Genomic DNA, 20706 nt, shown 5'->3' on the forward strand with positions numbered 1-20706 from the left:
CACCTATTCTTGACGCGAGGCACCCAACGGGTCTTGGGGAGGTGACGCCAATGACGATTCAGTACTTTGCGGAAAGCAACCCGAGCACGCACAGCCTGCCACGCTCGCGCGCGACGAAGGCCGGCGACTTTGTTTTCGTGTCGGGTCAAGTCGCCAGACACGCAGACGGCAGCATCGTCGTGGGCGACATCGAGGCCCACACGCGCCAGACGCTGAAGAACGTTGCCGACGTGCTCGCGCTTGCGGGTTGCACGCTCGAGGACGTCGTGAAGGTGACCATATGGCTTGAAGACGCGCGCGACTTTGATGCATTCAACCGCGTCTACGGAGCGTTCTTCCCAGAAAACAAGCCCGCAAGATCGACCTTGCAGGGGAACAACATGGTTGGCACAAAGATCGAGATCGAGGCCGTTGCTTACCGACCGTGAAGCCGTGAAGCCCCCCTGCGGCCCTGACCATTGCCGGTAGCTGGCTCACGGTGGAGATGGACCGCCCGTTCAGTGCCTGAGCCAGGGCGAATCGACCGCCCAGAAGATCACGTCCACGCCGAGGTAATCCTTGGCGAAGCCGACGAATTCGTCATGGGTGAACGGCTTGCCGGTTTTGGCGTTGACGTAGCGCAGCGTCGGTTCCTGCACCGCCATTGCCACCAGTGGCAGCTTCCCCTTGTACTGATGGAAGAACGGGTAGGCGTTCTTCATCTGCGCCTTCTTCCACGGCACGATGTCGGGCCCGCCTAAGCCGATGCCGTCCTGTTCGGCGGCGGCAAACAGGCGTGACATGTACTCGCGGTCGTTGTCCCATTCGCACGGCCAGAAATTGACGTATTGCACGACGTTCGTACGGTGGAACTGTTGCCGGGCAAAACGCATGTTTGCCAGCGTGGCATGAAAGTAGGCGTTGCAACTGAAGCCGGTCTTGTCGCGCTTGCGGTCAATGTCGATGGCGGTTTCGGGCAGGTTGACCCCCATGATCCGTCCGTCGAACTGCTTGGCGAGCGCCGCCAGCAATGCCTGGAAGCGCGTGCGCAGTGCGGGGTTCCATTGCTGCGCGACCCATCCGCTGCCGCCCGGGTTCACCTCCGAATCATCGGACTGGCGCACCAGGCCGCCGGTGTAGGCAGGCTCCTTCAGCAAGTACGCCGGGATATGGCGCGCTGTCGGCAGGAAGAAGCGGTCTTGCACTTGCACGAAGAGCTTCTTGTGCCGCTGCTGCAGGTATGCGAGATCGCGCTCGATCGCCGAAAAATCATATTGCCCCTGAACGGGCTCCAACTGCTTCCAGCTATAGATGATCTGCACGCCGTCAATATCGGGCCGCGCAAGCAACGGCTCGATCTGCGTGAGTTCGTCTGATCCGGTGTAGAGGAAGTGGCGTGGTTCGCTGGCCGCCGCGCTGGTGCACGCCAGCGACAGGGCCATCGACAGGGCCAGCACGGCAACGACGCTGCGCATGATGTTCTCTCCGCAAAAGGTACGGAGGAAGGAGCCCCAGGCGTCTCGGCAAGTTCCTGCTGGTGCATGCCTGTGACAACTTGCCAACAATCGATGTCTGGCGCACGCCGTTGGCGCAGACACAAACGCCTGCCCCCAGGCACGCCCTGCACTTCTGCTGCAACAGCGCGTTCACGCCGTAGCCAGCGCTGCGGCTGCCGCCCCGAGACCACACACAACGGTTTGCCGAACCCGATGTGGATAACTCCACCGGCCCCTGTGAACAACTCCAGGGAAAAGCGTGTTGGTTCTTTGGGGTTAGCGTGCGCACAGCGTGGGAACAACGTTCAACCGCAGAGACCGCGTGCAATGCCATTGCCCGACACATCCACACCGCAGCACACGCTGTCCGATGGGTTGTCTGTTCTGTAACGCATTGATGTAACAGCGCTTTTGGAACTTATCCACAGGACTTGTCCACCGTTATCTATTACTACTATCTGTATACATAAAGAAGTAAACCGATAAACCCACTGTGAGGCACCGAGCCCGCGATGGGGTTGTGGGCAAACAGCCCTGCCCCGTGCCAGAACGGGCGCTCCCCTGTCTCTTCAAGACATCAAGATGCCTTGTTGCAACGATATATTTCGAATATATTGGAAATATGGAAGAAAACGACGCTATCCGCTCCCTCGCCGCGCTGGCCCACGGCATCCGCCTGCAAGTGTTCCGCCTGCTCGTGGTGGCCGGGCCGACTGGCCTCACGCCAGGCGCCCTTGCTGAACAGCTCGACGTGCCGGGCGCCACGTTGTCGTTCCACCTCAAGGAACTGACGAACGCGCATCTGGTAACGCAGGAGCGTGATGGTCGCAATCTGATCTATCGCGCCGCGTACGACCACATGAACGCCCTGCTGGGCTTCCTGAGCGCCAACTGCTGCCAGGGGGAGGCTTGCCTGGAAGCCCGTTTCACCGATTGCAATTGCTGAAGGAGCACCCCATGAAACGATTCCACGTCCATGTCCACGTTGACGACCTCAACAAGAGCATCGCCTTCTACTCCAGGCTGTTCGCCGCCGAGCCGACCCGCGTAGAAAGCGATTACGCAAAATGGATGCTCTACGACCCGCGCATCAACTTCGCCATCTCCACGCGCGGCGGCGCCGTTGGCGTGGATCACCTCGGCTTCCAGGTGGATGACGCTGCCGAGCTGGCTGAACTGAAAACCCGCGCCGAAGCCGCAGACATGGCGTTGCTGGACGAAGGCGAAACCACCTGCTGTTATGCCCGCAGCGACAAGCACTGGATTACAGACCCGCAGGGCATCGCATGGGAGCACTTCCACTCGCTGGACAACATCCCGGTATTCAGCGAAGGCAAGCAGGCAGACGCTGCCACGGAAGGTGCCGTTTGCTGCCCACCGCGCACGCCGCGTGGAAAGCCGATCGGCATTGCCGTGAAGTCCGGATCGTCCTGCTGCTGAGCGAGCCCCCATGACAACCAACGTCCTCATCCTCTGCACCCACAACTCCGCACGCAGCGTGCTGAGCGAAGGCATGCTCAACCACTGGGCGCAAAAGCTTGGCAAAGACGTGCGCGCATACAGTGCAGGCAGCGCACCGAGCGGGCGCCTCAACCCGTTCGCGCTGGAAGCGCTTACCAACGCGGGCATTGACACCACCGGCTATCACAGCAAGAGCTGGGATGCGTTTGTTGCCGACGGCGCACCGCAGATGCGCATCGTCATTACCGTGTGCGACAGCGCCGCAGCCGAGACCTGCCCATACTGGCCCGGCAGTCCCGTGAAGGTGCATTGGGGCTATGCCGACCCGTCCAACGCCGCAGGCGGTGACGAAGGCAAGCGCCTTGCCTTTGAACTCACGCGCCAGGCCATTGGCTACCGCATGCTGCAACTGCTGGCATTGCCGCTCGACACCCTTAGCAACGCCGAACTGCAGGCCGCGCTTGAACGCATTTCGCGGAGCTGAACACCATGATGGACATGCGCAGCCGGCTTTGCGCCGAAACCCTGGGCACGGCGTTGCTGTTGGCCATCGTCATCGGCTCAGGCGTCATGGCCGAGCGCCTGGCTGGTGGCAACGTTGCGATCGCGTTGCTCGCCAACACGGCCGCCACAGTGGGCGGGCTGTACGTCCTGATCGAAACCCTGGGGCCCGTCAGCGGCGCGCACTTCAACCCGGTGGTTAGCGCGGTGATGGCAGCGCGCGGTGAGTTGCCCGGCGCCGCGCTGGTGCCGTACATCGTTGCGCAACTGATTGGCGCGGTGCTGGGCGCATGGTTGGCCCACGCCATGTTCGACATGACCATCGTGCAACTGTCAACCAAGGTGCGCAGCGGCACGGGCCAGTGGATTGCCGAAGCGGTGGCAACCGCTGGCCTGCTTCTGGTCATCCTGCGCGCGCCCAACGGGCGTGCCTCGTCCATGGTGGCGGCGTACATTGGCGCGGCGTACTGGTTCACGGCGTCTACGTCGTTCGCCAATCCGGCGGCGGCGTTCGGGCGCATGTTCAGCAACAGCTTTGCCGGCATCGCGCCGGGCAGCGTGCCGGGGTTCGTGCTGGCCGAATGCGTGGGCGCCGTGGTTGGTGTGCTGCTGCATCGTGCGCTTGAGCCGCGCCTTGCCCGCAGCGGCCATCCCAATGTTATTGAATCGTCTGGCGAGCACGCGCCCAAAACGTAGGGCGTGCTAGAGAAAGCCGCCGTGGGCGGCTTTCTTGTTTCTGCGCCGCTGCCTACGCGGGCATCCTGGGTGGCCAGTTATGCGTTTCTGCCTGGCAGTGCTTGCACCATGCATAGAGCGCGTCGTACATCACCAGACCGTGCTCCAGCATCTCGTGGTCGTTGGCAAACACCTGCGACAGACCCAGTGAGATGGCGTACAGCCCGCTCGATTGCGGTGTCAGGTCCAGCCGCGAGGTATCCGCACCGCGCACGATGCGGGCCAGTTGCTGCAAGGCGGCATCATCGCCAAGGTGGTACGTGCTGATGAAGGCATCGAAGCTGCACAGCTCGCCCACGTGGGTGAGCGCCACGCCAGGAACGTCGTACGGAATGGCGCCCGTCTCGTTGGCAATGCGCAGCACATCGCCCGGCGGCACGTAGAGGAAATCGGGAGTCTCGTCGATGAAGCGGGCGATCAGCCAGGGGCAGGCGATCCGGTCGATCTTGGGGCGCTCGCGCGTGATCCATTGCATGGCGGCCTCCTTGTCAGTGATGCAGCAGCGGATAGACGGCCAAGCCGATCAGGGCTGCGCCCGCCACGATGACGGGCTCGGGCAGCTTCTTGAACTTCACCAGCAGCACGACGGTTGCGAGCGCCAGCAGCACCGTTGGCACATCGACGACCGAGCGCTTGGCCAGCACGATCACCGCGCCCGCAATGGCGCCCACGGCCGCTGCCGTTACGCCATCCACAAAGGCCAGGATGGCTGGCAGCTTGCCGTACTTCTTGAAGTACGGCGCGGGCAGGATCGTGAACAGGTAGCACGGCAGGAAGGTGGCAAGCGCGGCCACACAGGCACCCGGCAGGCCGGCCACCAGGTAGCCGATAAAACCCACCGTGATGACGACAGGGCCCGGCGTGATCATCGCCACGGCCACGGCATCCACAAACTGTTTTTCATTGAGCCAGTGGTGCTCGGTGACCACGCCGCCGTACAGGAACGGCACGATGGCCAGCCCCGAGCCAAACACGAAGGCGCCGGCCTTGGCAAAGAACACGCCAATCTGCGACAGCAGCGGCCAGTCGATCATGCTGAAGAGGCCGCTTGCCGCTGGGATGGGCGTTGCTGCCAGCGCGTTCATCTTGCCCTGGCGCAGCCACTTGGGCGGTGCGCGCCAGAACCACACGAGCACACCGCTGGCCAGAAACAGCCACGCCACCTCGGATTCTGTGACGACCGTCACGCCCGCCAGGACCAGGTAGACGAACCACAGCAGCTTGTCTTTGCCGACGCTCTTGGTGGTGAGCTTGTAGGCGCTGATGGCAATGATGCCGATGACCGCCGCGCCCACGCCGTAGAACACTGACTGCATCCACGTCAGCCCGCCAAAGCGCACATACGCCCAGCCCAGCGCCACCACCATCAGGAACGATGGCAGCACGAACGTGATGCCGACCAGCGTCGCGCCCAGGATGCGGTAGTGCACATAACCGAGATAGATCGCCAGTTGCGCGGCCAGTGGCCCTGGGGCGAGCTGGGCCAGCGCGAGGCCTTCTTTGTAGTCGCCTTCGGTAATCCACTGGCGGGTTTCCACCAGATCGCGACGCATGTAGCCAGCCAGGGCAACCGGGCCGCCAAAGCCCAGGGCGCCTAGCCGCGCGAAGTACAGCAGCAGTTGCCACAACGTATATGCCGGGCGTTCGTGCCCAGCGTGCAGTGGCGGGATGGTTTGCGGGGTTGTGTTCATCGTGGTGGGCCGACGGTGTGAACTAGGGTTTCCGGCTACCGGAAAAATGGGTGTACAGCGAGTCCAACACGCTGCCGACTTCCGCCAGCAGCATGGAGTCGTCATTGGCCAGCCGCTTGCGCGCGCCCGCCAGAATGGCCTCAAAACCGCTGGCTTCCGGCACGGCCACGGTGGGGCCGCCCACGTCCAGCGCATGCACCACGGCGCCGAGCCTGTTCAGCCCGTGGTTGCCATCCAACCCGAAGCTGATCATCAGCACCTCAAACGACACTCGGTTGCCAACGTGGGTGAAGGTGGCGCCGTCAAAGTCGAAGCCCAGGGCATCGGGCGGGCAATCGGCGGGGCTTTCCAGCCAGAGGAAGCGGGCATGGGGGTCGATAAAGCGCTGGATCAGCCACGCGCAGGCCACGCGGTCAACCCACAGGTGGCGGCGTGTTGCCCACAGGCGCCCCTGGTATTGGGCGGGGTCGCGGCGCGCAATGTTGCCGGCGGCAGCATGTGGCTCGCCGGGCGACTGAACGGATTCGACGGCGGCGGCAAAATCACGCCATTGCGCATCTGCGCGGATGGACGCCTCGCCGGGGAAGAAGTCGATCTTGCGGATGGCCTCGTAGGCGCGATCGTGGCGGCGCTGTAAGCGATTGAGTTCAGCCGTCCCCAGGCTTGAGAACGTCTTGCGGGCCTCCGCCAGGTCGGCCAGCCAGTCCACGTAATCGGCGGTGCGATCGAACAAGGCGCGGTAGGCGCTGTCTTCTGCGGCGTCTTGGGCCTGCACGCGCAGGAGCCACGCCTGGCCGTCTTCCTGCAGGGCCTCGTCGGCAAGGCGGCGCAGTTGTGCTGCCTGCTCAGCGTGTGCGGGCAAGAGGTAGGCGCCGTCGCGCAACGCGGCACAGCCGATGGCCTTCAGCGCCCGCCAGATCCGCATGCGCGCGGTGGCGCTGGCGGTGGGCAGGCTGACGATCAGCAGGAGCCAGGCATCAAAATTGGCAGTCATGACGGCAGCATAGATAGCCGTACGAACTGCTGCAACGATGTAGAGGTCGCTACAGATTTCGCCATAACAGACCCCCCACGCCAATCCTGATAACCGCCGCCATCAAGCGCACGCTGATCTGTTCGACAAGCGCTCGAAGCTGTGGGCGGGCCGCCTCGTTTTTACACGCCTTCGTTTTTACACACCGTTTACACCCCTCGCCCCAACCTTTACCCCGTTTTTATCCCCCTTTCCCTACTGTTGCACTGCGCGCCGGCCCCCTGACGGAAGCCCGCGTGCAAGCCGCTTTCCGCCTCGTTGCGTGCACACGCGCCGGGCCGATCGGTGCCCAAAACAACAAGGGAAAGGTCCATGCAAGCCAAGCAGGTTTCTTTGCGCGCCACGGTCATCGGTGGCGTTGCGCTCTGTGCCGCAGTGCTCTCGGGCGCGGCCGCCCGTGCGCAGTCCAATGATGTTGCGCCCGCAACCGCTGCGGCACCCCCGAGCCCGCTGACGGCCAACGTCACGCTCGCCAGCCAGTACCGCTATCGCGGTCTCATGCAGACCAACAACAGGCCCGCCATTCAAGGTGGCGTTGACTACGCACTGCCCAACGGCTTCTACATCGGCAACTGGAATTCATCTATCAGTTGGCTGGGAGATTCCAACCCCAACGTGTCGGCCCCCATCGAGATGGATTTCTACGGCGGCTACAAGACCGAGCTGATGAAGGACGTGCCCATTGATGTGGGCGTGCTGCAGTACACCTACCCGGGCAGTTACCCCGATGGGTACACCCGCCCGCACACCACTGAAGGTTATGCACAGATCGGCTATGGCCCGGTCTTGTTCAAGGTCTCGCACGCGTTTTCCAACCTGTTCGGTTTTGCAGATAGCCACCACAGCCAATACTTCGATCTGTCGGGCAACTTCGATACCGGCTTCTGGGGCCTGACGCTGAACCTGCACGTTGGTTATCAACAGGTGCCGCATCAGGCGGTGCGCACGTCGTATGCGGATTGGAAAGTCGGCGCAACGAAAGATTTCGGCAATGGCTGGACGGCATCGCTGGCGTACATCGACACCAATGCTTCGCGCCTGGCCTACACCAACACGCGCGGCAATGACATGGGCAAGGCCACGGCGCTGCTGGCCGTGACCAAGACGTTCTGACCATCCCCGAACTCGACAAAGGAGGCGCACATGGATGCCGTCTATCTCGGCGGTCTCGCGGTGCTGGCCCTGGCAGTGGGCGGGTTGCTCGCCCTTGCCGGCAGGCTCGCCACGAAAGACCAACCCACTACGCATGCGATGGAGAAACAGCAATGACCTGGCTCTACGTGCTGTCCGGGGCCATCACGGTGGCCCTGCTCGTGTATCTGTTCGTGGCGCTGCTGTGGCCCGAACGCTTCTAACTACAACGCGAGGCAGACCATGAATGCGTTCCTCCTCCAGCTTGCGATCTACCTGGTCGTGTTGCTGGTGCTCGCGCGTCCGCTGGGCGCGTACATGGCTGGCGTGTTTGGCGACAAGCCGTCGCGTGCGCACTGGCTTGGCCCCGTCGAGCGATTGTTCTATCGCGCAGCCGGCGTCAACCCGCAGGCAGAGATGAGCTGGAAGCGCTATGCCGTGGCCGTCATCGTCATCAACCTGCTGGGCGCGCTGGCGGTGTATGCGCTGCAGCGGTTGCAGCAGTGGCTGCCGCTCAACCCGCAGGGCTTTGGTGCGGTGTCGCCCGATTCATCGTTCAACACGGCCATCAGCTTTGTGGCCAACACCAACTGGCAGGGCTATTCGGGTGAAAGCACCATGAGCACGCTCACGCAGATGCTGGGGCTGGCGGTGCAGAACTTCCTGTCTGCGGCCACCGGCATTGCGGTGGTGATTGCGCTTATTCGCGGCTTTGCGCGCCACTCGGCCGACACCATCGGCAACTTCTGGGTGGATTTCACGCGTGCCACGGTTTATGTGCTGCTGCCGTTGTCGATTGTCGTGTCGGTGTTCTTCGTGAGCCAGGGCGTGATCCAGAACTTCGATGCGTACAAGGACGTGGCCACCGTCACGGCCACCACGTACGACAACCCGAAGCTGGACGCCAGCGGCAATCCGCTCAAGGATGCGCAAGGCAACCCCGTCACCGAGCGCGCTACCACGCAAACGCAGACCTTGCCGATGGGGCCGGTGGCCTCGCAAGAGGCGATCAAGATGCTGGGCACCAACGGTGGCGGCTTTTTCAACGCCAACTCGGCGCACCCGTATGAGAACCCGAACGCGCTGACCAACTTCGTGCAGATGCTGGCGATCTTCATCATCCCGGCGGCGCTGTGCTTTACGTTTGGCGGCATGGTGGGGGATCGTCGTCAGGGCTGGGCAGTGCTGGCGGCCATGACGGTGCTGTTCGTGGTGCTTGCTGTTTTCCTGGCGTGGGCAGAGTTGCATGCCAACCCGATGCTCGCCAACCTCGGTGTCGATCAAGCCGTGGGCAACATGGAGGGCAAGGAAACGCGCTTCGGCATCGTGGCGTCGGCGCTGTTTGCCACTATCACCACGGCGGCATCGTGTGGGGCGGTCAATGCCATGCATGACTCGTTCACCGCGCTGGGTGGCTTCGTGCCGATGTTTCTGATGCAACTGGGCGAAGTGGTGTTCGGCGGCGTGGGCTCGGGCCTGTACGGCATGCTGGTGTACGCCATCCTGGCGGTGTTCATTGCGGGCCTGATGATCGGGCGCACGCCGGAATACCTCGGCAAGAAGATCGAGGTGTTCGAGATGAAGATGACCTCCATCGTCATTCTGGTGACGCCGCTACTGGTGCTGGTGGGCACGGCAGTGGCCGTGGTGATGGCGCAGGGCAAGGCGGGCATCCTGAACCCGGGCCCGCACGGCTTTTCTGAAGTGCTGTACGCCTTCTCTTCGGCCGCCAACAACAACGGCAGCGCGTTTGCGGGCCTGTCTGCCAACACGCCGTTCTACAACGTGGCGCTGGGCATTGCCATGTGGCTGGGCCGCTTCTGGATCATCGTGCCCGTGCTGGCCATGGCGGGCACGTTTGCTGCCAAGAAACGCCTGCCGGTAACAGTCGGCACGCTGCCCACGCATGGGCCGCTGTTTGTGGTGCTGCTGATCGGCGCGGTGCTGCTGGTGGGCGCGCTCACCTACATCCCGGCACTCGCGCTCGGCCCCATTGCAGAACACCTCGCACGCTAACGCGCGCAGTCCACTCATATCAACAGGTGCCTTATGGCGATCCGTTACCCAGAATCTGATCCCGCGGTGCGTACGGTCAAGCATCGGCTTGAGCCATCGCCGCCGTCCGCACGCACGACCACGCACGCACCGCTGTCAGCCAAAGACGTGCGCAAGCTGTCGATGTTTTCCGCAGCGCTGGTCAAGCCGGCCATTGTCGATAGCTTGCGCAAGTTGTCGCCGCGCGCGCAGGCCAAGAACCCGGTGATGTTCGTTGTCTACGTCGGCAGCATTTTCACCACCATCCTGTGGATCATGGCGCTGCGCGGTCAGGCCGAAGCGCCGGCGGGCTTCATCCTCGCTGTGTCGGTGTGGCTGTGGTTCACGGTGCTGTTTGCCAACGTTGCCGAGGCGCTGGCCGAGGGCCGCAGCAAGCAGCAGGCGGCGTCGCTGCGCGGCATCAAGACCACCGTGCAGGCCAAGGTGCTCGCCGACGCCCACCGCCGTGACCGCGTAGAACCCCGCGCCGCCACTGCGCTGCGCCGTGGCGACATCGTCCTCATTGAAGCCGGCGATATGGTGCCGGGCGATGGCGAAGTCATCGAAGGCGTGGCCTCGGTGGATGAAAGCGCCATCACGGGCGAATCCGCATCCGTCATCCGAGAATCCGGTGGCGATTTCTCGTCGGTGACGGGCGGCACGCGCGTGCTGTCGGACTGGATCATCGTGCGCATCACGGCCAACCCGGGCGAGAGTTTTCTGGATCGGATGATCTCGATGGTGGAAGGCGCCAAGCGCCAAAAGACGCCCAACGAACTCGCGCTGACGATCCTGCTGGTGAGTCTGACCATCATCCTGATGCTGGCGACCGTGACGCTGTTGCCCTACTCGTTGTTCTCGGTGGAGGCGATGAAGTCTGGCAGCCCGATCACCATCACCGTGCTCGTCGCGCTGCTGGTGTGTCTTATTCCGACCACCATCGGCGGGTTGCTCTCGGCGATTGGCGTGGCGGGCATGAGCCGCATGATGCAGGCCAACGTGATCGCCACCTCGGGGCGCGCCGTGGAAGCGGCTGGTGATGTGGATGTGCTGCTGCTCGACAAGACCGGCACGATCACGCATGGCAACCGCCAGGCTTCGCGCTTCATCCCGGCGCCGGGCGTGACGGCCAAAGCGCTGGCCGAAGCGGCGTGGCTCTCGTCGCTGGCCGATGAGACGCCGGAAGGCCGCAGCATTGTTACGCTGGCGCGCAATCTGGGCGAAGCGTCCGTCGATGAGGCCGCACTCGCCAAGACGCAACCGGTGTACGTCGCGTTCTCTGCGCAGACCCGCATGAGCGGCATCAACGTTGGGCAGAGCGCATCGGGCGATACGGCACGCCAGATCCGCAAGGGCGCTGCCGATGCCATCCGCACACACGTGACGCTGCTGGCCGGCAAGTTTCCGGAAGCCGTCTCCACCGCTGTGGATGACGTGGCCCGCGCAGGCGGCACGCCGCTGGTGGTGTCCGACAATGACCGCGTGCTCGGCGTGGTGGAACTGAAGGACATCGTGAAGGCTGGCATTCGCGAGCGCTTTGCCGAACTGCGTCAGATGGGCATCAAGACGGTGATGATCACTGGCGACAACCGCCTCACTGCGGCCTCTATCGCCGCTGAAGCCGGTGTCGATGATTTCATCGCCGAAGCCACGCCCGAGACCAAGCTCGCGCTCATCCGCGAGCAGCAGGCGCAAGGCCGCCTCGTCGCCATGACGGGGGACGGCACCAATGACGCGCCCGCACTTGCCCAGGCCGACGTGGCCGTCGCCATGAACAGCGGCACACAGGCCGCCAAAGAGGCCGGCAACATGGTCGACCTGGATTCCAGCCCAACCAAGCTGATCCAGATTGTCGAGATCGGCAAGCAGATGCTGATGACGCGCGGCGCGCTCACCACGTTCTCTATTGCCAATGACGTGGCCAAGTACTTCGCGATCATTCCGGCGGCGTTTGCGACCACATATCCGCAGCTCGCGGCGCTCAACGTGATGCATCTGGCCACGCCCGCATCAGCCGTGATGAGCGCGGTGATCTTCAACGCGCTGATCATCGTGTTTCTGATTCCGCTGGCGCTCAAGGGCGTGACGTACCGCGCGCTGGGGGCAGCCGCGCTGCTGCGGCGCAATCTCTTGATCTACGGGCTGGGCGGCCTGCTGCTGCCGTTCCCGGGGATCAAGATCATCGACATGTTCCTGGCCGCAATGGGCTGGGTGTAAGGAGAACGTGATGGCAACCACAACGCAACCTGTGCAGGCCGATGTGCCGCAACAAGGCGGCCTGCTGCGCGCGGCGCTGGTCGTTTTTGTGGGCCTGTCGCTCGTTACCGGGGTGCTGTATCCGGTGGTGGTGGCGGGCATCGGTAAGGGCTTGTTTCCGGCGCAGGCCGGGGGCTCGCTCATTGAGCGTGGCGGCAAGATTGTTGGGTCTTCGTTGATTGGGCAGAACTTTAGTGAGCCGCAGTATTTCTGGGGGCGGATTTCTGCCACTGCGCCCAATCCGTATAACGCTACGGCGTCTGGTGGGTCGAATTTGGGGCCGAGTCATCCGGCATTGACGGAGGCTGCCAAGGCACGGATTGCGGCGCTCAAAGAAGCAGACCCGGCAAATACAGCGCTGATTCCAGCGGATCTGGTGACCGCATCTGCGAGCGGGCTCGACCCGCAGATCAGCCCGGCTGCCGCGGCGTACCAGGTTGAGCGGGTGGCTCGGGTTCGTCGCCTGCCGGTGCAGACCGTGCGCAAGGTGGTGGCTGAAAACACCAAGGAACCGATTCTTGGTTTGTTTGGCGAGGCTACGGTCAATGTGCTGCAGCTCAACCTTGCGCTGGACGGTTTGAAGTGAGGTTTGTGGACCATCGGTTTTCTTCCTGGTGGCCCCCTCGTTTCGTGCCACCCCAATTGACAATCCAATCCCCCTTCCGTAAATTCCGCCCATCCATCCGGGAGAGCGTGCCCGCCGCACACGGCAAGGCACCGCCGAAGGGGTAGCACCCAAAAACTCTCAGGCACCAAGGACCGGGCGGATCGGCGGACATGCGTCCGACCGCACTCTGGAGAGCTGGCGCCGCACGATCAATGCGGGCGCCCACCGAAGGGGCTCACGAACGGCGCGCATCACGTTTGCGCCCGCTTCGCAATCTCTCAGGTACCAAGGACAGAGGGGCCATCTGCGCGGCTTGTATCTTCATGGCGTCACCATGAGGGTTCAGGCTGCGCGGGTGGCCTTTTTGCTTTTCTGGTCCCGATCCATGCGCCGCGCCCAAGCCACCGGCGGCGCACTCAGCCGAGAGATTCCATGACGCTCCAACACACGCCGCTCAATGCCATCCACCGCTCGCTGGGCGCCCGCATGGTCGACTTTGGCGGCTGGGACATGCCCGTCAACTACGGCTCCCAGATTGAAGAACACCACGCCGTGCGCCAGGACGTCGGCATCTTCGACGTCTCGCACATGTGCGTGGTCGACCTCACCGGCGCGCGCGTGCGCGATTTCCTGCGTGGGCTGCTGGCCAACAACGTCGACAAGCTGCAAACACCGGGCAAGGCGCTCTATAGCTGCATGCTTAACCCCAAAGGCGGCGTGATCGACGACCTGATCGTCTACTTCTTCCGCGAAGACTGGTTCCGCCTGGTGGTCAACGCGGGCACCGCCCCGACCGATCTGGAATGGATCGTCGCGCAGAACGCCGCTGCCGGCACCGACGTGACCATCACGCCGCGCCGCTCCGACAACAACGCAGGCGCCGAGCCGCTGGGCATCCTCGCCGTGCAAGGCCCGAACGCGCGCGCCAAAACCTACGCCGCCCTGCCCGGCACGCAAGCCGTGGGCGATGCGCTTAAGCCCTTCAACGCGGGCTTCGTTACCGTTGAAAACGTGGGCGAGATCATGCTTGCGCGCACGGGCTACACCGGCGAAGACGGCTTCGAGCTGGTGGTGCCCGCCGCGCAGATCGCCGGCGTGTGGGAGCGCCTGCTGCAGGCCGGCGTGCGCCCGGCGGGCCTGGGCGCACGCGACACGCTGCGCCTGGAAGCCGGCATGAACCTCTACGGCCAGGACATGGACGAGCAGGTTTCGCCGCTCGATGCCGGGCTTGCCTGGACGGTCGATCTGCAAAGCGAACGCGACTTCACCGGCAAGGCGGCGCTGCAGGCCGGTGGCCAACGCGAGCAGTTCATTGGCCTGATCCTGCGTGACAAGGGCGGCGTGCTGCGCGCTCATCAGAAAGTCATTACGCCTGCTGGTGACGGTGAGATCACCAGCGGTACCTTCAGCCCGAGCCTGCAGCAATCCATCGCGCTGGCGCGCCTGCCCAAAACCGTGGCCATCGGCACCGATGTGCAGGTCGAAATTCGCGACCGCAAGTTGACCGCGACTGTGGTTAAACTGCCGTTCGTGCGCAACGGCAAGGCGCTGGTCAGCTAACCCCCCGAATTCCAATCATTGCAATCTTCCGGAGAAACCTTTCATGAGCAACTTTCCTGCTGATCTGAAGTACACCGAACACGACGAGTGGATCCGCGTTGAAGCCGACGGCACGCTGACCATCGGCATCACCGACTTCGCGCAAGATGCGCTCGGCGACATCGTCTTTCTGGATCTGCCGGAAGCCGGCCGCGCCGTGTCCAAGGATGAAGCGATTGCCGTGGTGGAATCGGTGAAGGCCGCTTCCGACATCTACGCACCCGTGTCGGGCGAGATCATCGGCAACAACGAGGCTGCTTCGGGCGCACCCGAATCCGTCAACGCCGATGCCTACGCGGCGTGGCTGTTCAAGATCAAGCCGACCAACGTCGACGACGTGAACGCGTTGATGACGGCCGAGCAGTACGCTGCCACGAAAGGCTAAGCCATACCTCAAGCCGATGCGCGCGCCCTGACCTGCGCCACGCATCGGCTTTTTCTGTTTGATTCGAGCCCTTGCCATGAACGCTCCGCACCCCGCTTCCTCGGCCGCGCTGGCCAACGCCGCCGCCGAACGCCCCACGCTGGCTGACCTGGAGGCGCGCGACGCCTTCGCGCATCGCCACATCGGCCCGTCTGCCGACGAGCAGGCCCAGATGCTCGGCACGCTTGGTTACGCCAGCCGCGCCGCGCTGATCGACGCCGTGATCCCCCCCGCCATCCGCCGCCAGGACGGCATGCCGCTGGGTGAGTTCACGCAGCCGCTGACCGAAGAAGCCGCATTGGCCAAGCTGCGCGGCATCGCCGGGCAGAACCGCGTGGCCAAGAGCCTGATCGGCCAGGGCTATTACGGCACGCATACGCCGGGCGTGATCCTGCGCAACATCCTCGAGAACCCCGCCTGGTACACGGCTTACACGCCGTATCAGCCGGAAATCTCGCAGGGCCGTCTGGAAGCGATGCTGAACTTCCAGCAGATGGTGATCGACCTGACGGCGATGGACATCGCCAACGCGTCGATGCTGGATGAGGCCACCGCCGCCGCTGAAGCGATGACGCTGCTGCAACGCATCGGCAAGTCGAAGTCGACCGTGTTCTTCGTGGCCGACGACGTGCTGCCCCAAACGCTTGAAGTCGTGCGCACGCGCGCCGAGCCGATCGGCGTGCAGATCGTGACTGGCCCTGCTGCTGACGCTGCCAAGCACGACGCCTTTGGCGTGCTGCTGCAATACCCGGGCGCCAATGGTGCGCTGCTGGGCGATCTGTCGACATACCAAGCGCTGACCGACGCCGTGCATGCGGCTGGCGGCTTGGTTGTTGCGGCTGCGGATCTGCTGGCGCTCACGCTGCTGGCCGCACCGGGCGAATGGGGCGCCGACGTGGTCATCGGCAACACGCAGCGCTTTGGCGTGCCGTTCGGTTTCGGCGGCCCGCACGCCGGTTACATGGCCGTGCGCGATGCGTTCAAGCGCTCGATGCCGGGCCGCCTCGTCGGCGTGACGGTCGATGCGCAAGGCAACCCGGCCTACCGCCTGGCGCTGCAAACGCGCGAGCAACACATCCGCCGCGAAAAGGCCACGTCCAACATCTGTACCGCACAGGTGCTGCTGGGCGTGATGGCGTCGATGTACGCCGTCTATCACGGCCCGCAGGGCCTGAAGCGCATCGCCCAGCGCGTGCACCGCCTGACCGCCACGCTGGCCGCAGGCCTGCGCGCTGTCGGCTACACGCTTGAAGCCGATGCCTTCTTCGATACGCTGACTGTTGCCACCGGCCCGCGCACCGCCAACCTGCACATCGCTGCACAGGCGCACGGCATCAACCTGCGCCAGATCGATGATGCGCGCCTGGGCATCTCGCTTGACGAGACCGTCACGCGCGCCGATGTGGTGGCACTGTGGGAAGTCTTCGCGCATGCCGCCCATGCTGCCGCCCCGGACTTCGACAAGACCGAAGCGACCGTCGCCGATGCGTACCCGGCGTCGCTGGTGCGCCAAAGCGCGTATCTGACGCACCCGGTGTTCAACGCGCACCACTCCGAGCACGAAATGCTGCGCTACCTGCGCAGCCTGGCCGACAAGGATCTGGCACTGGACCGCACGATGATCCCGCTGGGCTCGTGCACCATGAAGCTCAACGCCACCGCCGAGATGCTGCCGGTGACGTGGCCCGAGTTCTCGAACATCCATCCGTTCGCGCCCGCCGACCAGACCGTGGGCTACCGCGAGATGATCGACCAGCTCGAGCAGATGCTGTGCGCGGCCACGGGCTACGCGGCTGTGAGCCTGCAGCCGAACGCCGGCTCGCAGGGTGAATACGCTGGCCTGCTGATCATCCATGCGTACCACGCCAGCCGTGGCGAGGGCCACCGCAACGTGTGCCTGATCCCGTCGTCGGCGCACGGCACGAACCCGGCATCGGCGCAGATGGCCGGCATGCAAGTGGTGGTGGTGGCGTGCGATGAGCGCGGCAACGTTGACTTGGCCGACCTGGAGAAGAAGGCGGCCGAGCACAGCAAGAACCTCGCGGCGATCATGATCACGTACCCGTCCACGCACGGCGTGTTCGAGGAAGGCGTCAAGCGCGTCTGCGAAATCGTGCACAGCCACGGCGGCCAGGTCTACGTGGACGGCGCCAACATGAACGCGATGGTCGGTACCGCCGCGCCCGGCCACTTTGGCGGCGATGTCTCGCACCTGAACCTGCACAAGACGTTCTGCATTCCGCACGGCGGTGGCGGCCCGGGCGTAGGCCCCGTAGCGGTGGGTGCGCATCTTGCGCCCTTCCTGCCCGGCCGCGCGGCTTCGGGCGAAGACGCCAGCCAGAACATCGGCAACGTGTCGGCGGCGGCATTCGGCTCGGCGTCGATCCTGCCGATCTCTTGGATGTACATCGCCATGATGGGCGCAGCCGGCCTGACCGCCGCCACCGAAACGGCCATCCTGTCGGCCAACTACGTGGCCAAGCGTCTGGCCCCGTACTACCCGGTGCTGTACACCGGCGCGCACGATCTGGTGGCGCACGAGTGCATTCTCGACATCCGCCCGCTGCAGAAGGAGTCGGGCATCAGCAATGAAGACATCGCCAAGCGCCTGATGGACTTCGGCTTCCACGCGCCGACGATGAGCTTCCCGGTGCCGGGCACGCTGATGATCGAGCCGACCGAGAGCGAGCCCAAGGTGGAACTCGACCGCTTCATCGACGCGATGATCGCCATCCGTGGCGAAGTCGACAAGGTGATCTCGGGCGAATTCGACCGCGAAGACAACCCGCTCAAGCACGCGCCGCACACCGCCAGCGTGGTGATGGCCGATCATTGGCAACACAAGTACACGCGTGAGCAGGCCGCCTACCCGGTGGCATCGCTGCGTGCGCGCAAGTACTGGCCGCCGGTTGGCCGCGCCGATAACGTCTACGGTGATCGCAACCTGTTCTGCGCCTGCGTGCCGATGAGCGAGTACGCGCAAGACTGAAGACGGGCGGGCCTGAGGTGACGCGGCGGTGGCGGGGCAGAATCCTCACCGTCGCGTCACATGTAACCGGGCCGGATCGTCGCAACGCGCGCCGTCACCCGCTTTCATAATCGACGCTTTCAGGCGCCTCGGCGTTTAAGGTGACGACAGTTCACCAGATCGACGAGACCCTTCCATGCCGATGCTCCACCGCGCCCCGCTCCTTCGCCTGCTTGCCTGCGCCGCCGCCGCTGCGGTGTGCAGCGCGTGTTCGCCAACCCAAGCGGGGGCAGCAGCGTCTGTGTATGCCGGTGCGCACAACGCCGCCGGCCCAGCGCACGACTGGTGCAGTGTGTCACCTGCGCAGTCCGGCGATCCGGCTGCCGTCAAACTGATTGCCCGCGCAACCCAGCGCCTTGTGCAGACCCCGCACCCGCTGCCGCGTCTGCATACAGAAGGAACACTGCCGCACCAGGGCATCTACGACGAATCTGTTGTCGCTGCACGGGATTTTCCTGTCATGCGCGACGCCGCACTGGCCTGGCGCCTCACGAGCGACAAGCACTTCGCCGAGCAGCTCGACACTTTCCTGCACGCGTGGGTCGGCACGTATGTGCCGAGCTTCAACCCGATTGACGAGACCAAGTTCGATGCGCTGATCCAGGCCTACACGCTGGGGCGCGACGGCCTGACGCCGGGCACGCGGGAAGAGACGCAACGCTTCCTGCGCACGCTGGCCGAGGGTTACATCGCCCGCACGCAAGCGGCCCGCCAGCCGCTTTCGCACACGTGGGTCAACAACTGGCAGAGCCACCGCATCAAGCTGATGGCAATGTCGGCCGCCGCGCTGGGCGACCGCGGGCTGATTGAGCAGACACATCGCCTGTTCCTGCAACAGCTCGCCAACAACGTGCGGCCCGATGGCTCGGTGGAAGACTTTGAAGACCGCGATGCGCTGCACTACGTCGTCTATGACTTGGAGCCGCTGACCATGGCCGCGATTGCCGTGCAGCCATTCGGCCAGCACTGGCTGCGCGAGCGCGCGAGCAACGGCGCCACGCTTGCTGCCGCCCTCGACTGGCTCGTGCCATATGCCGACGGCAGCCGCACGCACGAAGAGTACGTCCACTCGCACGTCGCTTTTGACAAGAAGCGCGCCGACGCCGGCTTGCCCGGTTTCTCCGGCCCGTGGGAGCCGAAGAGCGCCGGCGCGCTCTACTGGCAGGCTGCGCGGCTGGACCCGAAATATCGCCCGCTGGCCGAACGGCTGGCCGCCACCGCGCCCGACTGGCTCGCGCTGTGCGCGGCACACTGATCGGCGCATCATTGCGATAGACAGCGGGCACGCACCCACCCGGCGCAAGTGGCCACAAGCCGACTTGCCCTTAACACTTCCGGAGCCCTACCCCATGGCTGTTTCTGTTTTCGACCTCTTCAAGATCGGCATTGGCCCTTCCAGCTCGCACACCGTCGGGCCGATGCGCGCCGCGCTGATGTTCGCCTCCGGCCTGGAAGCGGATGGGCTGATGCCGCAAGTCGCCAGCGTGCGCGTGGAGCTGTACGGTTCGCTGGGCGCCACTGGCAAGGGCCACGGTACGGATCGTGGCGTCATCCTCGGCCTGATGGGCGAGGCGCCAGACACCATCGACCCCGACACCATTGACGCCAAGCTGGCCGCGCTGCGCAAAGCGCAATCGCTGTCGCTGCTGGGCCGTCACGCGGTGCGCTTTACCGAGAAGGAGCACATCGTCTTTTATCGTCGCGAGGCGATGGCCGAGCACCCCAACGGCATGAAGTTCCATGCCTTTGATGCGGCAGGCGAGCGCCTGCGCGAGGCGCGTTATCTGTCGGTCGGCGGCGGTTTTGTTGTCACCGCCGGGGCGGCGAATACACAGGTGCTGTCAGCACACGACCAGTTGCCGCACCCCTTCCGCAGCGGCCGCGAACTGCTGGCGATGTGCGAATCGACAGGCAAATCCATCGCCCGCCTGATGCTGGAAAACGAGCTGACGTGGCGCACCGAAGCCGAAGTGCGCGCCGGTCTGCTCAACATCTGGCACGTGATGCAGGCATGCGTGGCGCGCGGCTGCCGCACCGAGGGCGAGCTGCCTGGCCCGTTCCACGTGCGCCGCCGCGCGGCTGAACTGTATGCACGGCTGACGGTGCAGGCTGAGCGCACGCTGTCCGACCCGCTGTCGGTGATCGACTGGGTGAACCTGTATGCGATTGCCGTGAACGAAGAGAACGCCGCCGGCGGGCGCGTGGTCACGGCGCCCACCAACGGCGCGGCAGGCATCATCCCGGCCGTGATGCATTACTACGATCGCTTCGTGCCCGGCGCGAATGACAACGGTGTGGTGGACTTTCTGCTCACCGCAGGCGCGATCGGCATGCTTTACAAGATGAATGCCTCCATCTCCGGTGCGGAAGTCGGCTGCCAGGGTGAGGTCGGGGTGGCGTGTTCGATGGCTGCTGGCGCGCTGGCTGCCGTGCTGGGTGGCTCGCCTGCGCAAGTCGAGAACGCTGCGGAAATTGGTATGGAACACAATCTGGGGCTCACCTGCGATCCGGTGGGCGGGTTGGTGCAAATTCCGTGCATTGAACGCAATGCGATGGCGTCAGTGAAGGCGGTGAATGCCGCGCGCATGGCGCTGCGCGGAGATGGCACGCACTATGTGTCGCTCGATTCCGTGATCAAGACGATGCGGGAGACGGGGGCCGATATGAAGACCAAATACAAGGAAACGGCTCGCGGTGGGCTGGCGGTCAATATTGTGGAGTGCTGAGGCTT

The 20706-nt window shown here is 64.2% G+C and carries 20 protein-coding genes and 2 riboswitches; of the genes, 16 read left to right on the top strand and 4 right to left on the bottom strand.

Annotation, left to right across the window (positions count from 1 at the left end):
- Positions 1–50 precede the first annotated feature (50 nt).
- Positions 51–428: a RidA family protein gene (locus PSUB009319_RS12195; RefSeq protein WP_124382660.1), complete on the top strand. Its 378-nt coding sequence runs from the start codon at positions 51–53 to the stop codon at positions 426–428.
- A gap of 69 nt (positions 429–497) precedes the next feature.
- Here the strand turns inward: PSUB009319_RS12195 and PSUB009319_RS12200 are convergent, their stop codons facing one another.
- Positions 498–1454: a hypothetical protein gene (locus PSUB009319_RS12200; protein WP_124382500.1), complete on the bottom strand. Its 957-nt coding sequence runs from the start codon at positions 1452–1454 to the stop codon at positions 498–500.
- A 643-nt stretch (positions 1455–2097) separates the two neighbouring features.
- Between PSUB009319_RS12200 and PSUB009319_RS12205 the strand changes: the two genes are divergently transcribed.
- Genes PSUB009319_RS12205 through PSUB009319_RS12220 form a run of 4 tightly spaced genes read left to right on the top strand, consistent with a single transcriptional unit; the run spans position 2098 to position 4133 of the window.
- Positions 2098–2421: a helix-turn-helix transcriptional regulator gene (locus tag PSUB009319_RS12205; protein WP_124382501.1), complete on the top strand. Its 324-nt coding sequence runs from the start codon at positions 2098–2100 to the stop codon at positions 2419–2421.
- Between the two features lie 11 nt (positions 2422–2432).
- A complete protein-coding gene (locus tag PSUB009319_RS12210) occupies positions 2433–2915 on the top strand; it encodes an ArsI/CadI family heavy metal resistance metalloenzyme (RefSeq protein ID WP_124382502.1) in 483 nt (160 codons plus the stop codon).
- Positions 2916–2925: 10 nt separating this feature from the next.
- Positions 2926–3420: an arsenate reductase ArsC gene (locus tag PSUB009319_RS12215; protein ID WP_124382503.1), complete on the top strand. Its 495-nt coding sequence runs from the start codon at positions 2926–2928 to the stop codon at positions 3418–3420.
- A gap of 5 nt (positions 3421–3425) precedes the next feature.
- Positions 3426–4133 carry an MIP/aquaporin family protein gene (locus PSUB009319_RS12220; RefSeq protein ID WP_124382504.1) on the top strand — a complete coding sequence of 236 codons (708 nt, stop codon included), beginning with the start codon at positions 3426–3428 and terminating at the stop codon, positions 4131–4133.
- Between the two features lie 52 nt (positions 4134–4185).
- Here the strand turns inward: PSUB009319_RS12220 and PSUB009319_RS12225 are convergent, their stop codons facing one another.
- The 3 genes from PSUB009319_RS12225 to PSUB009319_RS12235 are packed head-to-tail and all read right to left on the bottom strand — an operon-like array spanning position 4186 to position 6857.
- Positions 4186–4647, bottom strand: a complete 462-nt coding sequence (locus tag PSUB009319_RS12225) for a chromate resistance protein ChrB domain-containing protein (RefSeq protein WP_124382505.1) — start codon at positions 4645–4647, stop codon at positions 4186–4188.
- A 13-nt stretch (positions 4648–4660) separates the two neighbouring features.
- On the bottom strand, positions 4661–5863 hold the full coding sequence (locus tag PSUB009319_RS12230) for a chromate transporter (RefSeq protein ID WP_185453459.1): 1203 nt from the start codon (positions 5861–5863) through the stop codon (positions 4661–4663).
- A gap of 22 nt (positions 5864–5885) precedes the next feature.
- Positions 5886–6857: a chromate resistance protein ChrB domain-containing protein gene (locus PSUB009319_RS12235; RefSeq protein WP_124382506.1), complete on the bottom strand. Its 972-nt coding sequence runs from the start codon at positions 6855–6857 to the stop codon at positions 5886–5888.
- Positions 6858–7208: 351 nt separating this feature from the next.
- Between PSUB009319_RS12235 and PSUB009319_RS12240 the strand changes: the two genes are divergently transcribed.
- The 11 genes from PSUB009319_RS12240 to PSUB009319_RS12285 all read left to right on the top strand — a co-directional run bounded on the left by PSUB009319_RS12240 (position 7209) and on the right by PSUB009319_RS12285 (position 20701).
- Entirely contained in the window at positions 7209–8009 is an 801-nt protein-coding gene (locus tag PSUB009319_RS12240) for a TorF family putative porin (protein ID WP_124382507.1), read from the top strand.
- 30 nt (positions 8010–8039) lie between these two features.
- Positions 8040–8165: a hypothetical protein gene (locus tag PSUB009319_RS23255; protein ID WP_260392964.1), complete on the top strand. Its 126-nt coding sequence runs from the start codon at positions 8040–8042 to the stop codon at positions 8163–8165.
- Positions 8162–8251, top strand: coding sequence for a K(+)-transporting ATPase subunit F (gene kdpF, locus PSUB009319_RS12245; RefSeq protein ID WP_037026363.1), 90 nt, complete (start codon positions 8162–8164; stop codon positions 8249–8251). The genes PSUB009319_RS23255 and kdpF overlap by 4 nt, the downstream gene beginning before the upstream one ends.
- Before the next feature lie 19 nt (positions 8252–8270).
- On the top strand, positions 8271–10043 hold the full coding sequence (kdpA, locus tag PSUB009319_RS12250; protein WP_124382508.1) for a potassium-transporting ATPase subunit KdpA: 1773 nt from the start codon (positions 8271–8273) through the stop codon (positions 10041–10043).
- Between the two features lie 33 nt (positions 10044–10076).
- The gene (kdpB, locus tag PSUB009319_RS12255) at positions 10077–12278 is read left to right on the top strand and encodes a potassium-transporting ATPase subunit KdpB (RefSeq protein ID WP_124382509.1); all 2202 of its coding nucleotides are present in this window, start codon (positions 10077–10079) and stop codon (positions 12276–12278) included.
- 10 nt (positions 12279–12288) lie between these two features.
- Positions 12289–12903 (top strand): potassium-transporting ATPase subunit KdpC, encoded by a 615-nt coding sequence (gene kdpC / locus PSUB009319_RS12260; protein WP_124382510.1) that lies wholly within the window; start codon positions 12289–12291, stop codon positions 12901–12903.
- An 88-nt stretch (positions 12904–12991) separates the two neighbouring features.
- Positions 12992–13089: riboswitch (glycine riboswitch) on the top strand.
- A 12-nt stretch (positions 13090–13101) separates the two neighbouring features.
- Positions 13102–13229, top strand: a riboswitch (glycine riboswitch).
- 127 nt (positions 13230–13356) lie between these two features.
- Positions 13357–14484 carry a glycine cleavage system aminomethyltransferase GcvT gene (gene gcvT / locus PSUB009319_RS12265; RefSeq protein ID WP_124382511.1) on the top strand — a complete coding sequence of 376 codons (1128 nt, stop codon included), beginning with the start codon at positions 13357–13359 and terminating at the stop codon, positions 14482–14484.
- Between the two features lie 43 nt (positions 14485–14527).
- Positions 14528–14908: a glycine cleavage system protein GcvH gene (gene gcvH / locus PSUB009319_RS12270; protein ID WP_124382512.1), complete on the top strand. Its 381-nt coding sequence runs from the start codon at positions 14528–14530 to the stop codon at positions 14906–14908.
- Between the two features lie 76 nt (positions 14909–14984).
- Positions 14985–17936 (top strand): aminomethyl-transferring glycine dehydrogenase, encoded by a 2952-nt coding sequence (gene gcvP / locus PSUB009319_RS12275; protein ID WP_124382513.1) that lies wholly within the window; start codon positions 14985–14987, stop codon positions 17934–17936.
- Positions 17937–18111: 175 nt separating this feature from the next.
- Positions 18112–19230 carry an alginate lyase family protein gene (locus tag PSUB009319_RS12280; protein ID WP_124382514.1) on the top strand — a complete coding sequence of 373 codons (1119 nt, stop codon included), beginning with the start codon at positions 18112–18114 and terminating at the stop codon, positions 19228–19230.
- Between the two features lie 94 nt (positions 19231–19324).
- Positions 19325–20701 carry an L-serine ammonia-lyase gene (locus tag PSUB009319_RS12285; RefSeq protein WP_124382515.1) on the top strand — a complete coding sequence of 459 codons (1377 nt, stop codon included), beginning with the start codon at positions 19325–19327 and terminating at the stop codon, positions 20699–20701.
- Positions 20702–20706 lie beyond the last annotated feature (5 nt).

The organism is Ralstonia sp. SET104, from assembly GCF_003851545.1.
Taxonomy (GTDB): domain Bacteria; phylum Pseudomonadota; class Gammaproteobacteria; order Burkholderiales; family Burkholderiaceae; genus Ralstonia.

Bases quoted from the DNA above. Each gene is read 5' to 3' on its own strand.
- PSUB009319_RS12195 (WP_124382660.1), top strand. From the start codon at position 51: ATGACGATTCAGTACTTTGCGGAAAGCAACCCGAGCACGCACAGCCTG.
- PSUB009319_RS12200 (WP_124382500.1), bottom strand. From the start codon at position 1,454: ATGCGCAGCGTCGTTGCCGTGCTGGCCCTGTCGATGGCCCTGTCGCTG.
- PSUB009319_RS12205 (WP_124382501.1), top strand. From the start codon at position 2,098: ATGGAAGAAAACGACGCTATCCGCTCCCTCGCCGCGCTGGCCCACGGC.
- PSUB009319_RS12210 (WP_124382502.1), top strand. From the start codon at position 2,433: ATGAAACGATTCCACGTCCATGTCCACGTTGACGACCTCAACAAGAGC.
- PSUB009319_RS12215 (WP_124382503.1), top strand. From the start codon at position 2,926: ATGACAACCAACGTCCTCATCCTCTGCACCCACAACTCCGCACGCAGC.
- PSUB009319_RS12220 (WP_124382504.1), top strand. From the start codon at position 3,426: ATGATGGACATGCGCAGCCGGCTTTGCGCCGAAACCCTGGGCACGGCG.
- PSUB009319_RS12225 (WP_124382505.1), bottom strand. From the start codon at position 4,647: ATGCAATGGATCACGCGCGAGCGCCCCAAGATCGACCGGATCGCCTGC.
- PSUB009319_RS12230 (WP_185453459.1), bottom strand. From the start codon at position 5,863: ATGAACACAACCCCGCAAACCATCCCGCCACTGCACGCTGGGCACGAA.
- PSUB009319_RS12235 (WP_124382506.1), bottom strand. From the start codon at position 6,857: ATGACTGCCAATTTTGATGCCTGGCTCCTGCTGATCGTCAGCCTGCCC.
- PSUB009319_RS12240 (WP_124382507.1), top strand. From the start codon at position 7,209: ATGCAAGCCAAGCAGGTTTCTTTGCGCGCCACGGTCATCGGTGGCGTT.
- PSUB009319_RS23255 (WP_260392964.1), top strand. From the start codon at position 8,040: ATGGATGCCGTCTATCTCGGCGGTCTCGCGGTGCTGGCCCTGGCAGTG.
- kdpF (WP_037026363.1), top strand. From the start codon at position 8,162: ATGACCTGGCTCTACGTGCTGTCCGGGGCCATCACGGTGGCCCTGCTC.
- kdpA (WP_124382508.1), top strand. From the start codon at position 8,271: ATGAATGCGTTCCTCCTCCAGCTTGCGATCTACCTGGTCGTGTTGCTG.
- kdpB (WP_124382509.1), top strand. From the start codon at position 10,077: ATGGCGATCCGTTACCCAGAATCTGATCCCGCGGTGCGTACGGTCAAG.
- kdpC (WP_124382510.1), top strand. From the start codon at position 12,289: ATGGCAACCACAACGCAACCTGTGCAGGCCGATGTGCCGCAACAAGGC.
- gcvT (WP_124382511.1), top strand. From the start codon at position 13,357: ATGACGCTCCAACACACGCCGCTCAATGCCATCCACCGCTCGCTGGGC.
- gcvH (WP_124382512.1), top strand. From the start codon at position 14,528: ATGAGCAACTTTCCTGCTGATCTGAAGTACACCGAACACGACGAGTGG.
- gcvP (WP_124382513.1), top strand. From the start codon at position 14,985: ATGAACGCTCCGCACCCCGCTTCCTCGGCCGCGCTGGCCAACGCCGCC.
- PSUB009319_RS12280 (WP_124382514.1), top strand. From the start codon at position 18,112: ATGCCGATGCTCCACCGCGCCCCGCTCCTTCGCCTGCTTGCCTGCGCC.
- PSUB009319_RS12285 (WP_124382515.1), top strand. From the start codon at position 19,325: ATGGCTGTTTCTGTTTTCGACCTCTTCAAGATCGGCATTGGCCCTTCC.